This window comes from Methanocaldococcus indicus (genome assembly GCF_049554935.1).
Classification (GTDB): Archaea; AGJL01; Methanococci; order Methanococcales; family Methanocaldococcaceae; genus Methanocaldococcus; species Methanocaldococcus indicus.
This window is the reverse complement of the sequence record NZ_CP186926.1, coordinates 163,420-180,855: the sequence shown is the minus strand read 5'-3', so window position 1 is coordinate 180,855 and position 17,436 is coordinate 163,420. Positions and strand designations below refer to the sequence as shown.

At 27.9% G+C, this 17,436-nt stretch carries 21 protein-coding genes and 1 pseudogene; 7 read left to right on the top strand and 15 right to left on the bottom strand.

Translation table 11 applies throughout. The features are described from left to right. Nucleotides 1–57: 57 nt before the first annotated feature. Nucleotides 58–1,023, bottom strand: a complete 966-nt coding sequence (gene mch, locus ACPB8Q_RS01030) for a methenyltetrahydromethanopterin cyclohydrolase (RefSeq protein ID WP_423792814.1) — start codon at nucleotides 1,021–1,023, stop codon at nucleotides 58–60. A 189-nt stretch (nucleotides 1,024–1,212) separates the two neighbouring features. Between mch and ACPB8Q_RS01025 the strand changes: the two genes are divergently transcribed. From ACPB8Q_RS01025 to ACPB8Q_RS01015, 3 genes are read left to right on the top strand one after another with little or no spacing between them, the layout of a single operon-like run. Next, the gene (locus ACPB8Q_RS01025) at nucleotides 1,213–1,605 is read left to right on the top strand and encodes a hypothetical protein (protein WP_423792813.1); all 393 of its coding nucleotides are present in this window, start codon (nucleotides 1,213–1,215) and stop codon (nucleotides 1,603–1,605) included. A 15-nt stretch (nucleotides 1,606–1,620) separates the two neighbouring features. Next, a complete protein-coding gene (locus ACPB8Q_RS01020) occupies nucleotides 1,621–2,439 on the top strand; it encodes a DUF2099 family protein (RefSeq protein ID WP_423792812.1) in 819 nt (272 codons plus the stop codon). Nucleotides 2,440–2,448: 9 nt separating this feature from the next. Further along, nucleotides 2,449–2,715: a cation:proton antiporter gene (locus tag ACPB8Q_RS01015; RefSeq protein WP_423792811.1), complete on the top strand. Its 267-nt coding sequence runs from the start codon at nucleotides 2,449–2,451 to the stop codon at nucleotides 2,713–2,715. Here the strand turns inward: ACPB8Q_RS01015 and ACPB8Q_RS01010 are convergent. From ACPB8Q_RS01010 to ACPB8Q_RS00975, 8 genes are read right to left on the bottom strand one after another with little or no spacing between them, the layout of a single operon-like run. Continuing rightward, complete coding sequence (locus ACPB8Q_RS01010; RefSeq protein ID WP_423792810.1) at nucleotides 2,705–3,253, bottom strand: FumA C-terminus/TtdB family hydratase beta subunit; 549 nt, start codon at nucleotides 3,251–3,253, stop codon at nucleotides 2,705–2,707. The genes ACPB8Q_RS01015 and ACPB8Q_RS01010 overlap by 11 nt on opposite strands. Before the next feature lie 34 nt (nucleotides 3,254–3,287). Continuing rightward, complete coding sequence (gene hisE / locus ACPB8Q_RS01005) at nucleotides 3,288–3,575, bottom strand: phosphoribosyl-ATP diphosphatase (RefSeq protein ID WP_423792809.1); 288 nt, start codon at nucleotides 3,573–3,575, stop codon at nucleotides 3,288–3,290. Further along, nucleotides 3,572–3,991 (bottom strand): 6,7-dimethyl-8-ribityllumazine synthase, encoded by a 420-nt coding sequence (gene ribH, locus ACPB8Q_RS01000; protein ID WP_423792808.1) that lies wholly within the window; start codon nucleotides 3,989–3,991, stop codon nucleotides 3,572–3,574. The genes hisE and ribH overlap by 4 nt, the downstream gene beginning before the upstream one ends. A 9-nt stretch (nucleotides 3,992–4,000) precedes the next feature. Beyond that, nucleotides 4,001–4,513: a 5-(carboxyamino)imidazole ribonucleotide mutase gene (gene purE / locus ACPB8Q_RS00995; protein WP_423792807.1), complete on the bottom strand. Its 513-nt coding sequence runs from the start codon at nucleotides 4,511–4,513 to the stop codon at nucleotides 4,001–4,003. After that, a complete protein-coding gene (locus ACPB8Q_RS00990; RefSeq protein ID WP_423792805.1) occupies nucleotides 4,510–5,613 on the bottom strand; it encodes a 5-(carboxyamino)imidazole ribonucleotide synthase in 1,104 nt (367 codons plus the stop codon). The genes purE and ACPB8Q_RS00990 overlap by 4 nt, the downstream gene beginning before the upstream one ends. 4 nt (nucleotides 5,614–5,617) lie before the next feature. Continuing rightward, a complete protein-coding gene (locus ACPB8Q_RS00985) occupies nucleotides 5,618–6,169 on the bottom strand; it encodes a methanogenesis marker 17 protein (protein ID WP_423792803.1) in 552 nt (183 codons plus the stop codon). A 25-nt stretch (nucleotides 6,170–6,194) separates the two neighbouring features. Next, entirely contained in the window at nucleotides 6,195–7,307 is a 1,113-nt protein-coding gene (locus tag ACPB8Q_RS00980; protein ID WP_423792802.1) for an aminotransferase class I/II-fold pyridoxal phosphate-dependent enzyme, read from the bottom strand. Continuing rightward, nucleotides 7,279–8,004 carry a 6-carboxyhexanoate--CoA ligase gene (locus ACPB8Q_RS00975; RefSeq protein WP_423792801.1) on the bottom strand — a complete coding sequence of 242 codons (726 nt, stop codon included), beginning with the start codon at nucleotides 8,002–8,004 and terminating at the stop codon, nucleotides 7,279–7,281. The genes ACPB8Q_RS00980 and ACPB8Q_RS00975 overlap by 29 nt, the downstream gene beginning before the upstream one ends. A gap of 100 nt (nucleotides 8,005–8,104) precedes the next feature. Here ACPB8Q_RS00975 and ACPB8Q_RS00970 point away from each other — a divergent pair, with 100 nt between their 5' ends. Continuing rightward, the gene (locus ACPB8Q_RS00970) at nucleotides 8,105–8,290 is read left to right on the top strand and encodes a hypothetical protein (protein WP_423792800.1); all 186 of its coding nucleotides are present in this window, start codon (nucleotides 8,105–8,107) and stop codon (nucleotides 8,288–8,290) included. Nucleotide 8,291: 1 nt separating this feature from the next. Here the strand turns inward: ACPB8Q_RS00970 and ACPB8Q_RS00965 are convergent, their stop codons facing one another. Both ACPB8Q_RS00965 and truD read right to left on the bottom strand, forming a co-directional pair. Then, nucleotides 8,292–9,146: a M48 family metalloprotease gene (locus tag ACPB8Q_RS00965; RefSeq protein WP_423792799.1), complete on the bottom strand. Its 855-nt coding sequence runs from the start codon at nucleotides 9,144–9,146 to the stop codon at nucleotides 8,292–8,294. A 7-nt stretch (nucleotides 9,147–9,153) separates the two neighbouring features. Then, nucleotides 9,154–10,444, bottom strand: a pseudogene (truD, locus tag ACPB8Q_RS00960) (tRNA pseudouridine(13) synthase TruD). An 84-nt stretch (nucleotides 10,445–10,528) separates the two neighbouring features. Here truD and ACPB8Q_RS00955 point away from each other — a divergent pair. Continuing rightward, on the top strand, nucleotides 10,529–11,593 hold the full coding sequence (locus ACPB8Q_RS00955) for a PIN domain-containing protein (RefSeq protein WP_423792798.1): 1,065 nt from the start codon (nucleotides 10,529–10,531) through the stop codon (nucleotides 11,591–11,593). Between the two features lie 16 nt (nucleotides 11,594–11,609). Here the strand turns inward: ACPB8Q_RS00955 and ACPB8Q_RS00950 are convergent, their stop codons facing one another. Together ACPB8Q_RS00950 and ACPB8Q_RS00945 are read right to left on the bottom strand one after the other, a co-directional pair. Continuing rightward, entirely contained in the window at nucleotides 11,610–11,753 is a 144-nt protein-coding gene (locus tag ACPB8Q_RS00950) for a 50S ribosomal protein L40e (RefSeq protein ID WP_423792797.1), read from the bottom strand. Nucleotides 11,754–11,758: 5 nt separating this feature from the next. After that, nucleotides 11,759–12,262 carry a ribosome biogenesis protein gene (locus ACPB8Q_RS00945; RefSeq protein ID WP_423792796.1) on the bottom strand — a complete coding sequence of 168 codons (504 nt, stop codon included), beginning with the start codon at nucleotides 12,260–12,262 and terminating at the stop codon, nucleotides 11,759–11,761. Between the two features lie 38 nt (nucleotides 12,263–12,300). On the opposite strand from ACPB8Q_RS00945, the gene ACPB8Q_RS00940 reads away from it, so the two are divergent. Together ACPB8Q_RS00940 and ACPB8Q_RS00935 are read left to right on the top strand one after the other, a co-directional pair. Then, nucleotides 12,301–13,536: a M20 family metallo-hydrolase gene (locus tag ACPB8Q_RS00940; RefSeq protein WP_423792795.1), complete on the top strand. Its 1,236-nt coding sequence runs from the start codon at nucleotides 12,301–12,303 to the stop codon at nucleotides 13,534–13,536. Nucleotides 13,537–13,539: 3 nt separating this feature from the next. Then, nucleotides 13,540–15,930, top strand: coding sequence for a DEAD/DEAH box helicase (locus ACPB8Q_RS00935; RefSeq protein ID WP_423792794.1), 2,391 nt, complete (start codon nucleotides 13,540–13,542; stop codon nucleotides 15,928–15,930). On the opposite strand, the gene ACPB8Q_RS00930 is transcribed toward ACPB8Q_RS00935, so the two are convergent. Together ACPB8Q_RS00930 and ACPB8Q_RS00925 are read right to left on the bottom strand one after the other, a co-directional pair. Further along, the gene (locus ACPB8Q_RS00930) at nucleotides 15,931–16,356 is read right to left on the bottom strand and encodes a DUF2120 family protein (RefSeq protein ID WP_423792793.1); all 426 of its coding nucleotides are present in this window, start codon (nucleotides 16,354–16,356) and stop codon (nucleotides 15,931–15,933) included. Beyond that, nucleotides 16,353–17,291: a malate dehydrogenase gene (locus ACPB8Q_RS00925; protein WP_423792792.1), complete on the bottom strand. Its 939-nt coding sequence runs from the start codon at nucleotides 17,289–17,291 to the stop codon at nucleotides 16,353–16,355. The genes ACPB8Q_RS00930 and ACPB8Q_RS00925 overlap by 4 nt, the downstream gene beginning before the upstream one ends. Between the last annotated feature and the right edge of the window lie 145 nt (nucleotides 17,292–17,436).

The window sequence follows — 17,436 nt, the reverse complement described above, 5'->3', positions numbered from 1 at the left end:
AGTTAATATAAGACAATAATGATTATTTTCAAAAAATAGAGAATATTATTTTAGAATTTACAATTCAATTAAGCCAATAGATTTTTTAATAATATCTACATTAACTTTTCCAGATTTGTAGATTTTTCCTTTTGTTATGTCATTAACCACAACAACAGCTGGAGCAAACATACTTTTATCTATTTTATAGAAATCATAATCAGCTGCTTTAAATACTTCTAAGAATGGTTTTCCATAATCTTTTGATGCAACTGATGGTAGAGATTTAGCTAAACTTTCTATGTTATCATTTTCATCAGATTTTATATAGTATTGAGTTACTCCTCCATAAAGAACCATATCATTTGTTACTCCCATCATTGTAAAGTCATCTCCAACAATTGGAGCAATTGGAGCTAATCCAGAAGCATAGACTACTTTTTTAACATCAAACTCTAAAACTTCTAACATCTTATAAGTTCCATTTTCAACTACTCTTCCACTGATTTGTATAGCACCAACTAATGAAGCTGTTGGTGCTACTAAAAGATAGACATCTTCAACTTCTACACCACATTCCTTAGCAACATATTCAGCTACTTCTTCATTAGGTAGTTTTGAAGCCTCTAAACATAAAACAGCTTTGTTATAGTTGTCTTCATAGCCAATTTCTTCATAGGTTTTTTTAGGTTTCTTAGCTAATGCTCTTGCTGGACCTGAACCCATAGCAAAGTATTTACCAACTTTAACTACCCACCCAGCTTTTTGTGAGCCAAGTGTTGAAATAGCAGGGTGAGAGGTTTTAACTTTTACATATGGTAATACAATAGATTCATAAGGAGATGGTGATATGGAAACTTCTGCTAAACCTCCTAAACATATCTTTGTAAATAATTTTCCTGCTTCCCAACTACCTGGAACATTAACTCCACAATCTAAGACAGTAGCTCCATTTTCCAACTTTATAACATCAATATTTAACTCTTCCTTATTTGCTATCATCTCTTTAACAATATTGTATGCCTTTTCATTAACACTTAACATTCTTTCACCTAATAGTAATATTTTTGTTCAATTCCAATTATGATGTTTTAGAGTATTTCTTATTTATAAAAATTTTGATTATTTATATTGTTTATTTTATATATATTTATGTTTGGTATAACAAATGCTAACAAAACATTTATATAGAACTTCAAAAACAGTTTAAATAAAAAAATATATGGTGATATTTTGCAAGATATTTTAATATTTTTAGTTAGTTTTTTCTTTTATTTGATGTTGTCTTGGCCAATTATAAGAGGCTATCTATTAGTTATCAAATTCTGTAAAAAATTAAGAGCAGGAGAAGATACAAAATACTTAGAAAATATGATAATGTTGAGAAGCAATTTATTAAAGATTATTGAAAAAATAACAACTTTCTCATTATTAACTGTCTATATGTATGAATTAGAGAGATTTTTGTATGCAATAATTGCAAGTTATATAACTCTCTTTTTAATATATTTTGCAGTGTCTTCACAACAATTAAGTTATATATTTGCAGGAGCATCAGTAGTTATATTTATAACATTAATTTTAAAATATCTTGCTGTCTTAGAATTTGGTAAATGTAGATTCTAAATCTTTGGTGTTTTTATGTATCATATTATGGAAGCATTGGGAGCAAGAGTATATATTAAAGATGGAAAGGTTGTTAAGGTTGAAGATACAAAATTAGAATATTGTCCAATATATGATAAGCATAGAGGAATAAAAAAGATTGATAAAGATAAAATTAGGGAGAATATAGAATTCAGAATTAAGGAGTTTGGATTATTTACTAAAAATAGAAAAGTAATTGAAGATAAATATATTGTTCCTTTTGGAGCTTCTGAAATATTGATGAGTGCTTTAAAACATAAGGCATTAGATTGTGCAGTTGTTGTTGCAGACTGTGCTGGAACAGTTATAACATCTAATCCTTATTTAGTTCAAGGACTTTGTGGTAGGATATCAGGAATTATAAAAACATATCCTATAAAAGAGGTTATAGAGAGAATAGAAAAACATGGAGGTTATGTATTAAACAAAGATACAGCAGAGATTAATCAGTTTGAGGGAGTAAAAAAGGCTATAGAATTAGGATATAAAAGGATAGCAGTAACTGTAACAAATTCAAAAGATGCTAAAAAAATTAAAAGTTTAGAAAATGGAGATATAAAAATTCTTACTTTTGGAGTTCATCTAATAAATATTGATAAAATTGAACATTTTGATATTATAACAGCATGTGCATCTAAAAAAACAAGAGAAGTTAAACCAAAGCTACAAATTGGAAAGACAATTCCTATATTTGCTTTAACTGATTTTGGAAAAAATATAATATTAGAGAGAGTAAAAGATTTAGATAATGTATTAATAACCTTAGAAAAACTACCAGTCCTAAGTGAAAATCAACCTAAACCATTGTTATAGGTAGATAAAATGGAATATATTGAAATTATTAGATATCTTTTAATATTTCTTGCTTCTCTTGGTGTATTATTTGCAAGTTATAGGTTATGGGTTGAGAAAGATAAAAAGAATATTGTATATGCAAGAATCCACATAGTTGGTGTTATTGACTGTGCATGTTTTATAATTTTCTTAGCATTAGGAAAAATATTGTTAGCTGTTGTATATTTAATATTAGCTCCATTTATGGCTCATGCTATTGCCTATGCATCCTATCATGATAAACTCAAAGAGTAGATAGTTTTTCTTTAACTTTCTCTTCAACTTCTTTATATATACTTTTTCCATAGCTATCCATACTAACAATTAATGGTCCAAAGTTTTTTACTCTTAACTTCCATACGGCCTCTGGCATCCCTAATTCTAAAAAATAAACATCTTCAACTTTTTTTACACATTTGGCTAATAATACAGCACATCCACCAGGAGCAGCTAAATAAACTACTTTATATTTTTTAAATGTATCTAAAAGTTCATTTTTCATTCCACCTTTACCAACAATTCCAGAGATTCCAGTTAATTTTATAAACTCCTCCTCAACATCGTTCATTCTTGCTGATGTTGTTGGACCTATTGACACACATCTCCACTCATCATTAACTTTCTTCATTATTGGTCCAGCATGATAAATAATTTTATTTTTTAAATTAAATGGTAGTTCTTCTCCATTTTTTAGCATATTTATAATTTTTAGATGTGCCTTATCTCTTGCAGTATATATAGTTCCATTTAAATATATAACATCTCCAACTTTTAATTTTTCTGGATTTATCATTATCTTCCCCAAAAAAAAGATATTTAAAAATTATTTATTTTTTTCTTCTTTCAAACTCTTTAAAAATCTCTTCAAGTTCTATTCCTCTATAAGCTAATAACACCATTATATGGAATATTAAATCTGCTGATTCATAAATAATTTCTTCTTTTTTGTTGTCCTTTCCAGCTAATATCAACTCAGTTGCCTCTTCCCCTATCTTTTCACATATCTTGTTTATAGCTAATTTACTATCATCAGTTGTTAATTTAGCAACATAAGAACCTTCTGGTTTCTCTTTAATTCTTTGTTTTATTGTATTATAAACTTCTTCTAAAATCATTTTTTATCCAACTCCTTCAATCTCTTAACCATTTTAACAGCTGCTTCAACTGCTCTTTTACCATAATCTACTCTTTGATGTGCTTGTAATCTTGTCATTCCTGGGCCAGATATTCCTAATGTTACTGGTTTGTTGTATTGAACAGATAAATCAGCTATTTTTCTTGCTGCATTATGGACAACTATTTCATCATGCTCTGTCTCTCCTTCAATAACACATCCAATAGCTACAACTGCATCAACATCATCCTTCTCTAAAAGCTTTTTAACAGCTAAAGGAATATCAAACACACCAGGAACTAATATTTTATATTTTACTTTTGCTCCTAAAAATTCAGCATGCTCATCAGCTACCTTTTCCATCATATATGTTATATCTCTATTGAACTCAGCTATAACAAAACCTAAATTTACCATTTTTCCACCTTATTTCATACTTTTAAGATATTCTTTATATCCAATATCTTCTAATTTTTTAGCTTTTTCTTCAACCATATTTTTTAGTTCCTCTTTATATCTTATAACTTTTTCTCTAACTTCTGGATATTTAATAGCCAAAATCTCAGCTGCTAAGATAGCTGCATTTTTAGCATTATTTATTGCCACAGTAGCAACTGGCACACCTGGAGGCATTTGGACAATTGATAGGAGGGAATCTAAACCTTTTAAAGCTTTACTCTTTATAGGAACACCAATAACTGGTAGATGTGTTATTGATGCAACCATTCCAGGAAGATGTGCAGCCCCACCAGCTCCTGCTATAATAACTTCTATCCCTCTCTTTTCAGCTGTTTTAGCATATTCATACATTCTATCAGGAGTTCTGTGTGCTGAGACAATAGTTATCTCATAAGGAATATTAAACTTCTCCAACATTTCAGCAGCATCTTTCATAACAGGTAAATCAGAGTCTGAGCCCATTATAATACCTACTTTCATTCTTCCCCCCTTATTTTTAGGATATACTTAACTTTATTGGCTTTTTCTATTGCTTTATTAATATCTTTATCTACAACAGTTATATGCCCCATTTTTCTAAATGGTTTAACATAATCTTTTCCATATATATGAACAGAAACTCCTGGAATTGATAAAGCTTCATTTAAACCATAAATTTTAGGTTTTCCTTCACCTTCACCTAAGATATTAACCATAACTGCTGGAATAGTTTGAGTAGTATCTCCTAAAGGAAAATTACAGATAGCTCTTAAATGTTGCTCAAACTGGCAAGTTATACAGCTCTCTATTGTGTAATGTCCTGAGTTATGAACTCTTGGAGCTATTTCATTTACTAAAATTTTATTGTCTCTTGTTAAAAACATTTCTATTCCAAATATTCCGGCTGTATTAAAAGCTTCAACAATTTTTATAGCAATTTTCTTAGCTTCTTCTTTTACATCATCAGGAATCCTCCCAGGAGCTATAACAGTATCACAAATATTGGCTCTCTCATCAAAAGCCATCTCCACAACAGGATGACACTTGATATCTCCATCTAAGTTTCTTGCAACCATAATAGCCAATTCCATTTTTATATCAACCAATTCTTCAATATATGATGGAGTATTAAAAGCATTTTTTAAATCTTCTTCACTTTTTAATATTAAAACACCTCTTCCATCATAACCTCCTTTTCTTGCTTTTAGAACAACAGGAAACTCCTTTATCTCATCCAGAGAATCAATTTTTTTATATTTTGGGACAGGAATATTATGTTTTTTTAAAAACTCTTTTTGGATATATTTATCTTGAATTATTTCTAAAACATAAGGAGAAGGATATATTTTATACCCATCATCATAAAGTTCTTTTAAAATAGTGGTATTTGTTTTTTCTATCTCAAAAGTTGTGATATCACACCACTCAACTAATTCTTTTATTTTTTTCTCATCATATAAATCCCCCACAACAACTTCAGCAACTTGAGAAGCAGGACATTTTGGATTTGGGTCTAAAACTTTTATATCAAAGCTAAATTTTCTTGCTTTTAATCCAAGCATCTTCCCAAGTTGCCCTCCTCCAATTACACCAATATTCATAGTTTCACTTTAAATTTTCTAATTTTTCTTTTAATTTTTCAGCTTTTTCAATTTCTTCAGGTTTTAAAGGTCTTTCAGACGCTATTAAAACAATTGCCTTATCTATAAAGCTTTTTTTAATTCTCATACCTTCTGGAAATACTCTATACATAAAATCTAAAACTCTATCAATAAAATCTTTACTTGTATCATAAACATCCATATCTAAATCTATATCTGAATCAGTTATTATCTCAAATCTTGATGGTTGTTCAATAACATGAATCTTCTTTAAAAGGTAGGGAAGGTATGTTTCATCAGTTATCTTTAATTTATAAATTCTTTTTCCATCAACTTTTTTCTCTTCAACAATTTCAGCCATATCTCTTAGTTTGATTATTTTTCTTGTTGGTTTTGGAAGAACTCCTAAAATAAAATAAGGTTCTTTCTCCCTTGCTATAAACTCAACTCTTATTAAAGATTTACCTAAAATTAAATCTTCTAATGCTGTTTGAATAACTTTTGTATATATTTCTTTTGCATATTTATCTTCACAATCAACATATATATCTGCCATAACAACACCATAATGATTTTATTTATTAACTAATTTTCTCATGTTCAATATATAATTTTTCTTTGATTTTTTCACATAGAAGTTTTAAATCATCTTTTTTATGATTAACATTTATACTAACTCTTATCCTTTCTAAACCTTTTGGGACTGTTGGATATCTTATTGCAACACAAAATATATTGTTCTTTTGTAGATAATTGGCTATCTCCATAGTTTTGTCTTTAAAAATAAATGGATATATTGGAGTTACTTTTTCCTCTAAAATAAAATCTTTAAAAATTTTATTTGCCAAATTAATATTTTTTTGAAGTTTTTTAGTTAATTTCCCTTTATCAATAATTTCCAAAGCTTTTAAACAACCTTCAACAATACATGGAGGGAGAGCGGTTGTATATATAAAACTTCTACATCTGTTTATTAAATATTCAATAACTTCATCAGTAGAACAAACAAATCCTCCTAAACCACCAAAAGCTTTGGAGAGAGTTCCAATTTGGATAATGTTGTCTCCTTTTACATTAAAATATTTTAGAGCCCCCTTTTTATGCACAGTTCCAGTGCCATGAGCATCATCAACAATCAAAATAGCTGAGTATTCATCAGCTATCTTCTTTAATCTTTTCAAATCTGCTAAATCCCCATCCATACTAAAGACAGTATCAGTAATAATAAATATATCTTCATAATTTTTGTATTCTCTTTCTAAGATATTTTCTACTTCCTCATAATTTAGATGTTTATAAATAATTCTATCTGCCTTAGATAATCTACAACCATCAATTATAGAGGCATGATTCAACTCATCACTTAAAATTAAATCTCCTTTTTTACATAGTGTAGATATAACTCCAACATTAGTCTGATAACCAGTAGGAAAAGTTAGAGCTCTTTCAGTTTCTTTAAATTCTGCTAATCTCTCCTCTAATATTTCATGGTTTATATTTCCTGATGTTAATCTTGAACCACTTGCACCAAAACCATATTTTAAACCTTCTTTCACTGCCTGTATAATTTCAGGATGTTTTGATAGGCATAAATAATCATTTGAAGAAAAATCTAAACCTTTCTTCTTTAATAACTTTCTATATAAACCAAGTTTTTTTATTTCTTCAAGCTCTTTTTTTATTCTCTCTATCATGTTCAGTCACAATATATGGCTCATTCTCCAACTTATATATAAGTTCATCAATATCAATATTATCATCTACAAAAAATACCCTTCCTCCAGTTTCATTGACATTTTTTAAGTTAGTTATTCTAAAATATCCTTTTTTAGTTGCTACATATCCAGTTGTGTAACTCTTATTATCTGATGTGCATAACTCTGCTATAACTCCTAAATGTATAACTTTTGTAGCTATTGCTATTGCATCAACAGTTCTCTCTGTTCCTAAACCATCTAATATTTTTTCCTTTAATTTTTTAGATGTGTCTATATTTTTAACTCTAACACCTCTCTCTTTATTTTTATCTAATCTTTCTCCCTTTAAATTTAAGATAGCTGCTCCCCTCATTCCTCCTTTATCTATAATTTTAAAAGCTTTTTCAATAACTTCCTCTGGAATTCCCTCATTTAGGAGTAATTCTTTTGCTTTCTTTCTTGCCTCTTCTTTATTTTTACATTCTATTGTGTATATTGGTAAAGTAGGAATAAAATTAACTCTATCTAATTTTTCCACTTTAATATTTATAAAATCAGGTTCTCCATTCTCATGATTTAAAGCTCTCTCCAAAACTTCTAAAACAGCTTTTTTAATTTCATCTTTATTAACTATCCTTTCAGCTCCTGAAATATGCTTATTTTGTTTAGATGCTCTCATCTTTATAGAATACATACAAAAGACACCCAATACAAAACTACTTTACATTTGTAAATTAAAAGATAACTTTATATAATTTACTTAATAGTTAATTTAATTATGTAGGTGATTATGTATGATGTGGCTAATGTTATTGGTAATATGCACAATAGTATCTTTAGTATTAACATCATATTTAAGTTTTAAAATATACTGCTACCACAAAGAATGTAAAATATACAAAAGATTATTAAACATATCTTTACAGCATAAAACACATGAAACAGCAAATATTGACATTTTCTTTAAAAAGGTAAAGTAATTTAATATCTTTTCATTTTTTTGGCTAATTCCATTAACCTTTTAATTCTTTCCTCTGTTGGAGGATGTGTAGAGAAGAGTTTAGCTATAAAATCACTTCTAAATGGATTTACTATAAACAGATGAGCAGTTGCAGGATTTCCATGTTCTAATGGATAGTATTGGACACCTTTCTCTAACTTTGCTAAGGCATTAGCTAACCATATAGGATGTGTAAGTTTAGCCCCTTCTTCATCTGCATAAAATTCTCTCTGTCTTGATATTGCAAACTGTATTAACATTGCTGCTATTGGTGCTAAAATTATCAACAAGATTCCTGCTAACATTTCAAATGGATTATTTTCATCTTCATGTGAAAAGAAGAAGCCTCCAAACCAAATAAACCAATCTGCTATATAAGTTATAGCTCCTGCTATTGTTGCAACTATTGTGGCAATCAATATATCTCTATGGACAATATGTCCAATCTCATGACCAATAACTCCCTCTAACTCCTCTGGAGATAGCAATTCTAAAATTCCCTCTGTAACTGCTACAACAGCATTCTCAGGATTTCTCCCTGTTGCAAATGCATTAGGTGTTTGTATAGGAACTAATGCAACTTTTGGTTTTGGAATTCCAGCTTTTCTTGCTACTCTTTCTACCATAGCATGTAACCAAGGTAATTCATGTCTCTCTAAAATTTTGGCATTATAAGACATAAGAACAAATTTATCTGAGTAATAATAAGCTATAATATTTGGAATAGCTGCTAAGATTATAGCAAATAGTGGATGTATATGTAAGATAAGGAATATAGCATATAATAATCCTATCAAAAATCCTAATAAGATATAGGTTTTTAGTTGAACCCACATGTTAAATTCACCTCTCATTTAAAAATTCTCTTAGTACAGTTGTAGCATAGCATCCCTTTCTTAGACAGAATTTTACTACATAACTATTATTGTATAATATATAATCAAAATTATAAATTTTTTGTATCATCTCCCTTCTATCTCCCTGAAAACTTCCAAAATCTTCAATTTTAAATTTTTCTCTTTCTAAATTTTCACTTTCCCATATTTCTTTCTCTATCTCTCCCTGAATTCCTGAGGCAAACTTAACTTTATAACCAAAAACAGCACCAGTAGGATATTTATATACTATATCTCCCTCTAACTTGTTAAATCCATATTCATATCTCTTATTAATAATTTCATTGAAAAGATATGATTGATATGCATTTACAAACATACATCTTAAATAAGGTGGTAAAATTTTAAAAGCTTTTTTATAATCTCCACTCTCTAAATAGGCCTGTATCATCCTTCTTTCATATAAAAAAACCCTTGGATAAATTTTTAATGCTTCTTTAAATTCCTCCTCATCTACTAATTTTCTTGCTAATTTTGTTTTTTTCATCATCATAGCTTAGAGGAGTTCCACAATATAGATAGAAAGCTAATTCCCAATTTCTCTCTAAGATTAATCTACCTACTATATGAGTTATAGGCCTTTTTTCACCAAACCTCTGTATTCCATAGTAATTTATGTAGTGAGTATAGTTATTTTTAGCATCTTCTAAGATATTTTTTAGTTCTTCTCCCAAAATTTTTGGTTCTCTAACTCTTATAGTGAATCTGTTTCCCCACAAATCTCCAAGTTTTATTTTTTTATTAACTTTTTGGAAATCTCTTAATACAATATTCTTTATTCTAACATTTTTTAATTTATCAAGAGGAACATTAAAACAACCAACTCTTTGTGTGGTTATAGCTACTTTATCCTTATTCCCAGCAAATCCAAAATGCTTCCTTTTTACACCAACTTTTTTGGCTATTTCTCTAATAGCATCTAAGGTAGTCCAGTTCTTTTTTTCTAATGTGAAGTGAATAAAGTTACCTTTCCAATTCTCAACATCTTTAAACTCTATATTCTTTCCAACCTCTAAAATTATCTTTTCAGGAGTTACCTCCTCAACAATAAAATCCTCAGGATATTTTTTTATAATTCCTCCTGTGTAGTAGTTGGTTAAATATCTATTTAGATTTAAAGGATATTCTTTTAAATAATTTTTAAGTTCTTTATCCCTAAATTTTAACCTAAATTTTTTACTCTTTTCTTTTAGATTTTTAATATTTTCTTCTCTTCTTTTTAGCTTTATAAAGTGCATAATTCACGACCATCAACATTTATATACTACAATTTTAAAAATTATTTTTATAATTATCTTATTAAAAGTGTTTGGGGGATTTGTATGTTTGATGGGTTTGATGGAATTGATGTATGTGTAGATACTTCAGTAATAATTAATGGAGTTTTAGAAGAATTAATTAAAACTGGGAAGATAAGAAATTGTACAGTTTATATACCAAATGTTGTATTGGCTGAAATTGAAAATATGGCTAATAAAAAAAGAATGGAAGGTTTTATAGGGTTAGATGTTTTAGAATTATTAAGAAAAGCAGAAAAAATTCTCAACATTAAGGTTGTATTTGTTGGAGAGAGGCCAAGTTTAGAAAAAATTTCTTTGGCTGAGAGTGGAGAACTTGATGCAATGATTAGAGAAATAGCCAAAAAAACAAACTCTGTATTATTAACATCTGATACTGTTCAACATAGAATGGCAAAAATTGAAAAAATAAAGACTGTCTATTATAGACCAATTTACATAATTGATAATAAACAAAGAAAAAGAATAAAATTTAATAAACCAAATAGACCACCAGCAGGAATTAGAGAAGGAGTTATTGAAAATCTTGAAGAAGTTAATATAAATAAAAATGGGAATATTACTATAACTGAAACTGAAAATAAAGACAAAAGGTATAAAATTGAAGATATCCCTCTAACACCAGAGAAGTTTCTTTTGGTTATGAAATTTTTAGAAGTTTTAATTTCACTTATAGGTAAAGAAAACTTAGAGGATGTATTGTATCAATATCACTTTTTAGGATATCTCTCTGAAAAAGCTATATTAAAATTATTGAAAATAGCTAAGGGAATAGATGTTGAATCAACAAGAAAAGTAACTAAACTAACATTTAGAGAACATATGTTAATTATCAATTATTTACAAATGCTTGCAGATGAAAAGGTAGATGAAGATAAACTAATAAAATTAGAAATTGAACTTAGAAGATTAAAGAGAATGTTGAAAGAATTTGAAGAAATGGAAAGCTTAATTACAAATACAAAAATAAAAGAAAAAGATTATGAGAACATTATTGATTTTGATGTTATTCCTGAAAAGATTGAAGATAAAAAGCTTAAAGAAGTTATAGTAAATATTGCAAATCTTAAGTTAAATATAAACAAATAAAAATTTATTTTTTAATTTATCCTCTTGGTTCTTTAGCTTTTGGTCTTAACTTTGTATATCCACATTTTCTACATTTTTCTGCTTTCCATGGATTTCTTGCATTACATCTTAAACATATCTTTTTTAGCAAAACTCTCTTTACAGCTTCTTCAAATGGCATCTGTTTCACCTCTCTATATATTCTTTTTGAATCTCAATAATTTCTTTTGAATTCTTAGCTTTACTGTATCTCTCTAATAATTCATAATTCACATTTATAAAAGTTTCTCCCCATTTATATAATCTTGCTAATTCATAAGCTTTTTCTTTAAAATTGGTTATATAAAGAGTAGCAATAAATGCCTCAAGTGTTGAGAGTTTAAATGGCTTTCCATAGTTTGTAGGATTACAAGCTATAAGGAATGGTAAAGCTCTTTCATTAATAAATTTGAATTTTTTAAGTTTTTCAATATCATTCCAAGAGCAATCTAATCCAGTTATTCCAAACTTTTCTACAATCTCTCTATCTTCTGGGGAAACTGCTTTTTCTGCAAAAGGTGTTAATACTAAAGATTTTTTATTTATCTTGTAAGGATTTTTAAGTATAATAGCTTTATTAAATTTAGCCATCTTTAAAGCAGTACATTTTTTTGGATTACATTGGTTGGCATGATATATATATAGTTTCATAAACAACACAATTTTATATAATTTAGAGGAGGGAAATCATGTCAATTAGGGAAGAAGTTATTTCTCTACAAAAAGATTTAGTTAAAATTAACTCTGTTAATCCATCTTTTGGTGGAAAAGGAGAAAAGGAAAAAGCTGAATATGTCAAGAGAGTTATTAACAATTATATAAAAAAATATAATATAAAAAACTATTCATTAAGTGAGTATAATGTTGTTGATAAATACAATTTAGAAAGACCAAACATAGTATTTAAAATTGATTTTGGGAAAGAAAAAACTTTACATATAATATCTCATTTAGATACTGTCCCAGAAGGAGATTTAAGATTATGGGACACAAATCCTTATGAAGCTGTTGTTAAAGGAAATAAAATATATGGTAGGGGAGTAGAAGATAATCATAAAGCAATAGTATCATCTCTCTTATTAATTAAGAAGATATTTGAAGAAAAAATAACTCCTAAATACAATTTATCATTAATTTTTGTCTCTGATGAGGAAGATGGAAGTGAGTATGGATTAAAATACTTATTGAACTTTGAAGATAAAATATTTAAGAAAGATGATTTAATAATTGTTCCTGATTTCTCTTCTGATAAAGGAGATTTAATAGAAATTGGTGAAAAAGGAATTTTATGGATAAAGTTTAAAATAAAAGGTAAGCAATGTCATGGTTCAACTCCTGAGGAGGGATTAAATGCCAACATAATAGCTTTCAACTTTGCAAATAATTTATATAATTACTTATACAAAAAATTTAATAAAGAAGATACGATTTTTTTACCAAAATATTCAACATTTGAACCAACAATTTTAAAAAACAATATTGAGAATCCTAATACAATTCCTGGATATGTAGAGGTTGTTTTTGATTGTAGAATTCTTCCATACTACAAATTAGATGATATAGTTAAAGAAATTGAAGAATTTATAAAAAACTTTGATTTTAGTGAGTATATAAAATATTTTGATAAATCTATCTCCCCAAAAATAGAGTATGAAATATTAAAAAAAGAAAATCCTAACTATACTGATAAAGATTCTGATGTTGTTAAAGAACTATCTAAAAGCATTAAAAAAGTTTTAAATGTAAATCCTAAACTTTGTGGGATGGGAGGAGGAACAGTAGCAGCATTTTTAAGGGAAAGAGGTTATGATGTAGCTGTTTGGGGAATTGGTAGAGGAACAGCACATCAGCCAAATGAGTATATTTTAATTGAAGACATTATAAAGATGGTTGATGTCTTTTATGATATGTTAAGAGAGGTTTAGAGTATGATTATTATAAAGAAAAAGAAAAAAAAGGATGAAATTGAGATTGTTAAAGTTAAGAATATTGATGAAGGTGAAAAGGTAGAGAAGAATAAAAAAATTTTTTGTTTATATAAGAAAGTTGGAGATAGATACAGATTATTTAAGTGTAGATTAGGAGATAAATTAATTCAACCATCAAAAGTTTTAGAACTTTTAAAAAAAGAAAAAAAAGTTTATTTAGCTGATAAAGAGCTTGAAGATGTTTTTAAGAGCTTAAATATTAAGTATGAGTTTATAAAGTTATGTCCTTTCTGTCTATTAAAAGAGGTTTATAAAAAATTACCAAATAAAACAAGATGTAAATATATGAATTATTATATTTGTTTAAATTGTGCTATTGAGGAAGTTAAGTATGAAGTTAATTTACCAGATGAGCTAATAGAGAAATTTTTAAGAAAATTTAAAGATGTTGATAAAGTTCTTTCTCTTTTGAATTTAAAAAATCCAGTATCTAAGCCAGAACTAACAAAATTTGATGTTTTAGAAGGAGATAAGGAAGATATTGAATTGTTAAAAATAGATGATTTAGATATTCCTGAAGAACTTAAAAAATCTATTAAAAGTAGAAATATAAATGAACTTTTGCCAGTTCAATCTCTTTCAGTTAAGGCTGGATTATTAAAAGGAAAAGATTTGCTAATTGTTTCAGCAACATCATCAGGAAAAACATTAATTGGAGAGTTAGCAGGAATCAAGAATTTAATTGAAAAGAAAAAGAAATTTTTATTTTTAGTTCCTTTAGTTGCATTAGCAAATCAGAAGTATTTAGAATTTAAAGAAAGATATGAAAAATTAGGATTTAAAGTAGCTTTAAGAGTAGGAATGGGAAGAATAGGAAAAAAGTTGGATATTAATACTTCATTAGATGCGGATATAATCGTTGGAACTTATGAAGGAATAGATTATTTAATAAGGGCAAATAAACTTAAAGATGTTGGAACTGTTGTAATTGATGAAGTCCATTCTTTAAATTTAGAGGAGAGAGGAGCGAGATTAGATGGATTAATTGGTAGAGTAAGAGAGAAGTTTAAAGATGCTCAAAAGATTTATTTATCTGCAACTATTGGAAATCCAAAAGAACTATCAAAAAAATTGGGGGCTAATTTAGTTTTATATAATGGAAGACCTGTTCCATTGGAGAGGCATCTTATTTTTTGTAAAAATGAATTCAATAAAATAAATATAATTAAGGAGATTGTTAAAAAAGAGTGGAATACAATCTCTAAGTATAGTTATAGGGGACAGTGCTTAATCTTTACATATTCAAGGAGAAGAGCAGAACAGATTGCAAGAGCTTTAAAATCAAAAGGAATTAAAGCAGATTACTATCATGCAGGTTTAGATTATTTTAGAAGAAGGAAGGTGGAGGAAGATTTTGCTAAGCAAAGAATTCAATGTGTGGTTACAACTGCTGCATTAGCTGCTGGTGTTGATTTTCCAGCTTCAACTGTTATATTGGAAAGTTTGGCTATGGGGGGAGAGTGGCTCACACCATCTGAATTCCAACAGATGTGTGGAAGAGCTGGAAGGAAGGGGATGCATGAGTTAGGGAAAGTTTATCTTTTAGTAGAGATAGGGAAAAAGTATCATGCTAAGATGGTTGAGAGTGAGGATGAAGTAGCTTTTAAACTATTAACATCTAAGCCAGAAGATATAAAAGTGGAATGGACAGAAGATGAAGAAGAAGAGCAAATCTTAGCTACTCTATCAGCAAATATAAAAGATATTGAAAGAGTCCCATATATAGGTAAATCATTCTCAACAACTAAGATATTAGAAAACCTACAAAAGTATGGTATGGTTAAAAATAGAGATATAACTAACTATGGTAGGGCTGTTGCATTATCCTTTTTATATCCAAAAGTAGCTGAAAAAATTAAAGAGAGTATTTTAAAAAATGAAGATATCTTAAAGTTAATTATTGAGATTATGCCTTTTGAAAATGTTTATTTATCTCCAACTTTGAGGAATAAATTAAACCAAATGTTAAATATTAATTTACCAATAAGATTCTTTGATGCTTTGGAGATAATAAAAGAAAACTTTGGAAAAATATCAGAAAAGCAAATTAAAGATTTATTGACAGAGATTATAATGGAATTTGAAGGAGTAGATGAACATTTAAAAATCTTACAAATAATATTAAATTTGAGAGCAACAGGAAAAAATCCAGGACAAATAGCTAAGATAATGTATGAAGATTATAAAATTATGGTTTATAGTGGAGATTTGTATATCTATTTAGAGCAACTTCTTTTATTACTTAATGCAATTGAAAGAATCTCAAAAATCTTTAATAAAAAATATATAAAAAATGTTGAAAAAATTAGAAAAATGATTCTTCCAAAATAATTATTCTATTTCTTTTAAAAGAGCAACAGCCTCTATAAACTTAGGATTTTTTCTAATTTTGTCATAATATAGAGTAAGTCCTACCATAAGATTACCTTTTTTTCCAATAACATAGTCACATTCACATCCAATATTTAAAAATCCTTCTTTAACTTTTTCAAATCCTAAAAAGTCCAAATATGTATCTTCCCCTCTTAAAACATTATGTATTCCTTCTACAAACTCTTCAATTTCATCAATATCATCAACAATCTCATAATTTAGTTCTTTTAATTTTTTTGTTAAATAACTTTTTATATCTTCATTAATCTCATCTCTACATATACTCTTAACCATTAATAAAGTAGGAGTATCTAAAAGAGGTCTTGAACCTTTAAATGCATTTAGATTTTTTAAAATTCTTGCTAATTCAATTTTCCAATTCATATATATTTAACCTCCTCACAGTATTTTTTTATCCTTTCAGCTGATTTTAAAAAAGCATTTCTTTCATCTTCTTTTAGCTCAATCTCAACAATTTCTTCAATTCCTTCTCTACCTACTTTTACAGGAACTCCTATACATAAATCTTTCAGTCCATATTCTCCATCTAAATATGTAGAGAGTGTTAATAATCTCTTTTCATTGTTTGCTATGCATCTAACTACATTAACTATTGCAGAGGCAGGACCAAATTCAGAGCCACCTTTTAATTTTATAATTTTTTCTCCTTTATGTTTCACATCTTCAATAATATCATCAAGAGGTAAATTTTTGAAGTTATTAAATTTCTCTATAGGAATTCCTCCAATTGATGTAGCAGATAATAAAGGAACCATTGTTTCTCCATGTTCTCCAATAATTCTTGTTCTAACTTCATCAATATGAACTTTAAAGAACTTGGCAATAGCTACTTTAAATCTTAAAGAATCTAAGTGAGTTCCTAAACCAAAAACCTGCTCTCTATTATAGCTAGATTCAATATATGCCTTATAAGTCATAACATCTACTGGATTAGTTATCATAAAAATCTTTGTATCTGTTATTTCAGAAATTTTTTTTACATAGTTTTTAACAATCTTAGCATTAATTTTTGCTAATTCAACTCTACTCATACCTTCAGTTCTTGGCACTCCACTTGTTATTATAACAATATCACAATCTTCAACACATTTTAAATTCTCATCTGTTGAGACATAGATATTGGCATCACTTCTTGCTCCTGCAACTGCATCATACAAATCCATTTTTAAACCTTCTAATTTATTTAATGATTTTTCTCTTCCAATTAAAACCAAATCTTTCATAAATGGCTCCTTAGCTAACAAAACAGCAGTTGCACTCCCTACTTTCCCAGAAGCTCCTATAATAGCTATTTTCAAAATCTCACCTTTTAAATAAATTAAAAACATTAAATAATCAAAAAAGAGTTTTCAGCTAAGATATTAATTTAGCTGATAAGTAGGTTTTAATAGTTTATCTAATAGTTAATAGTTTAGTTTAATAGTTTATTAATTTTATTGTTAA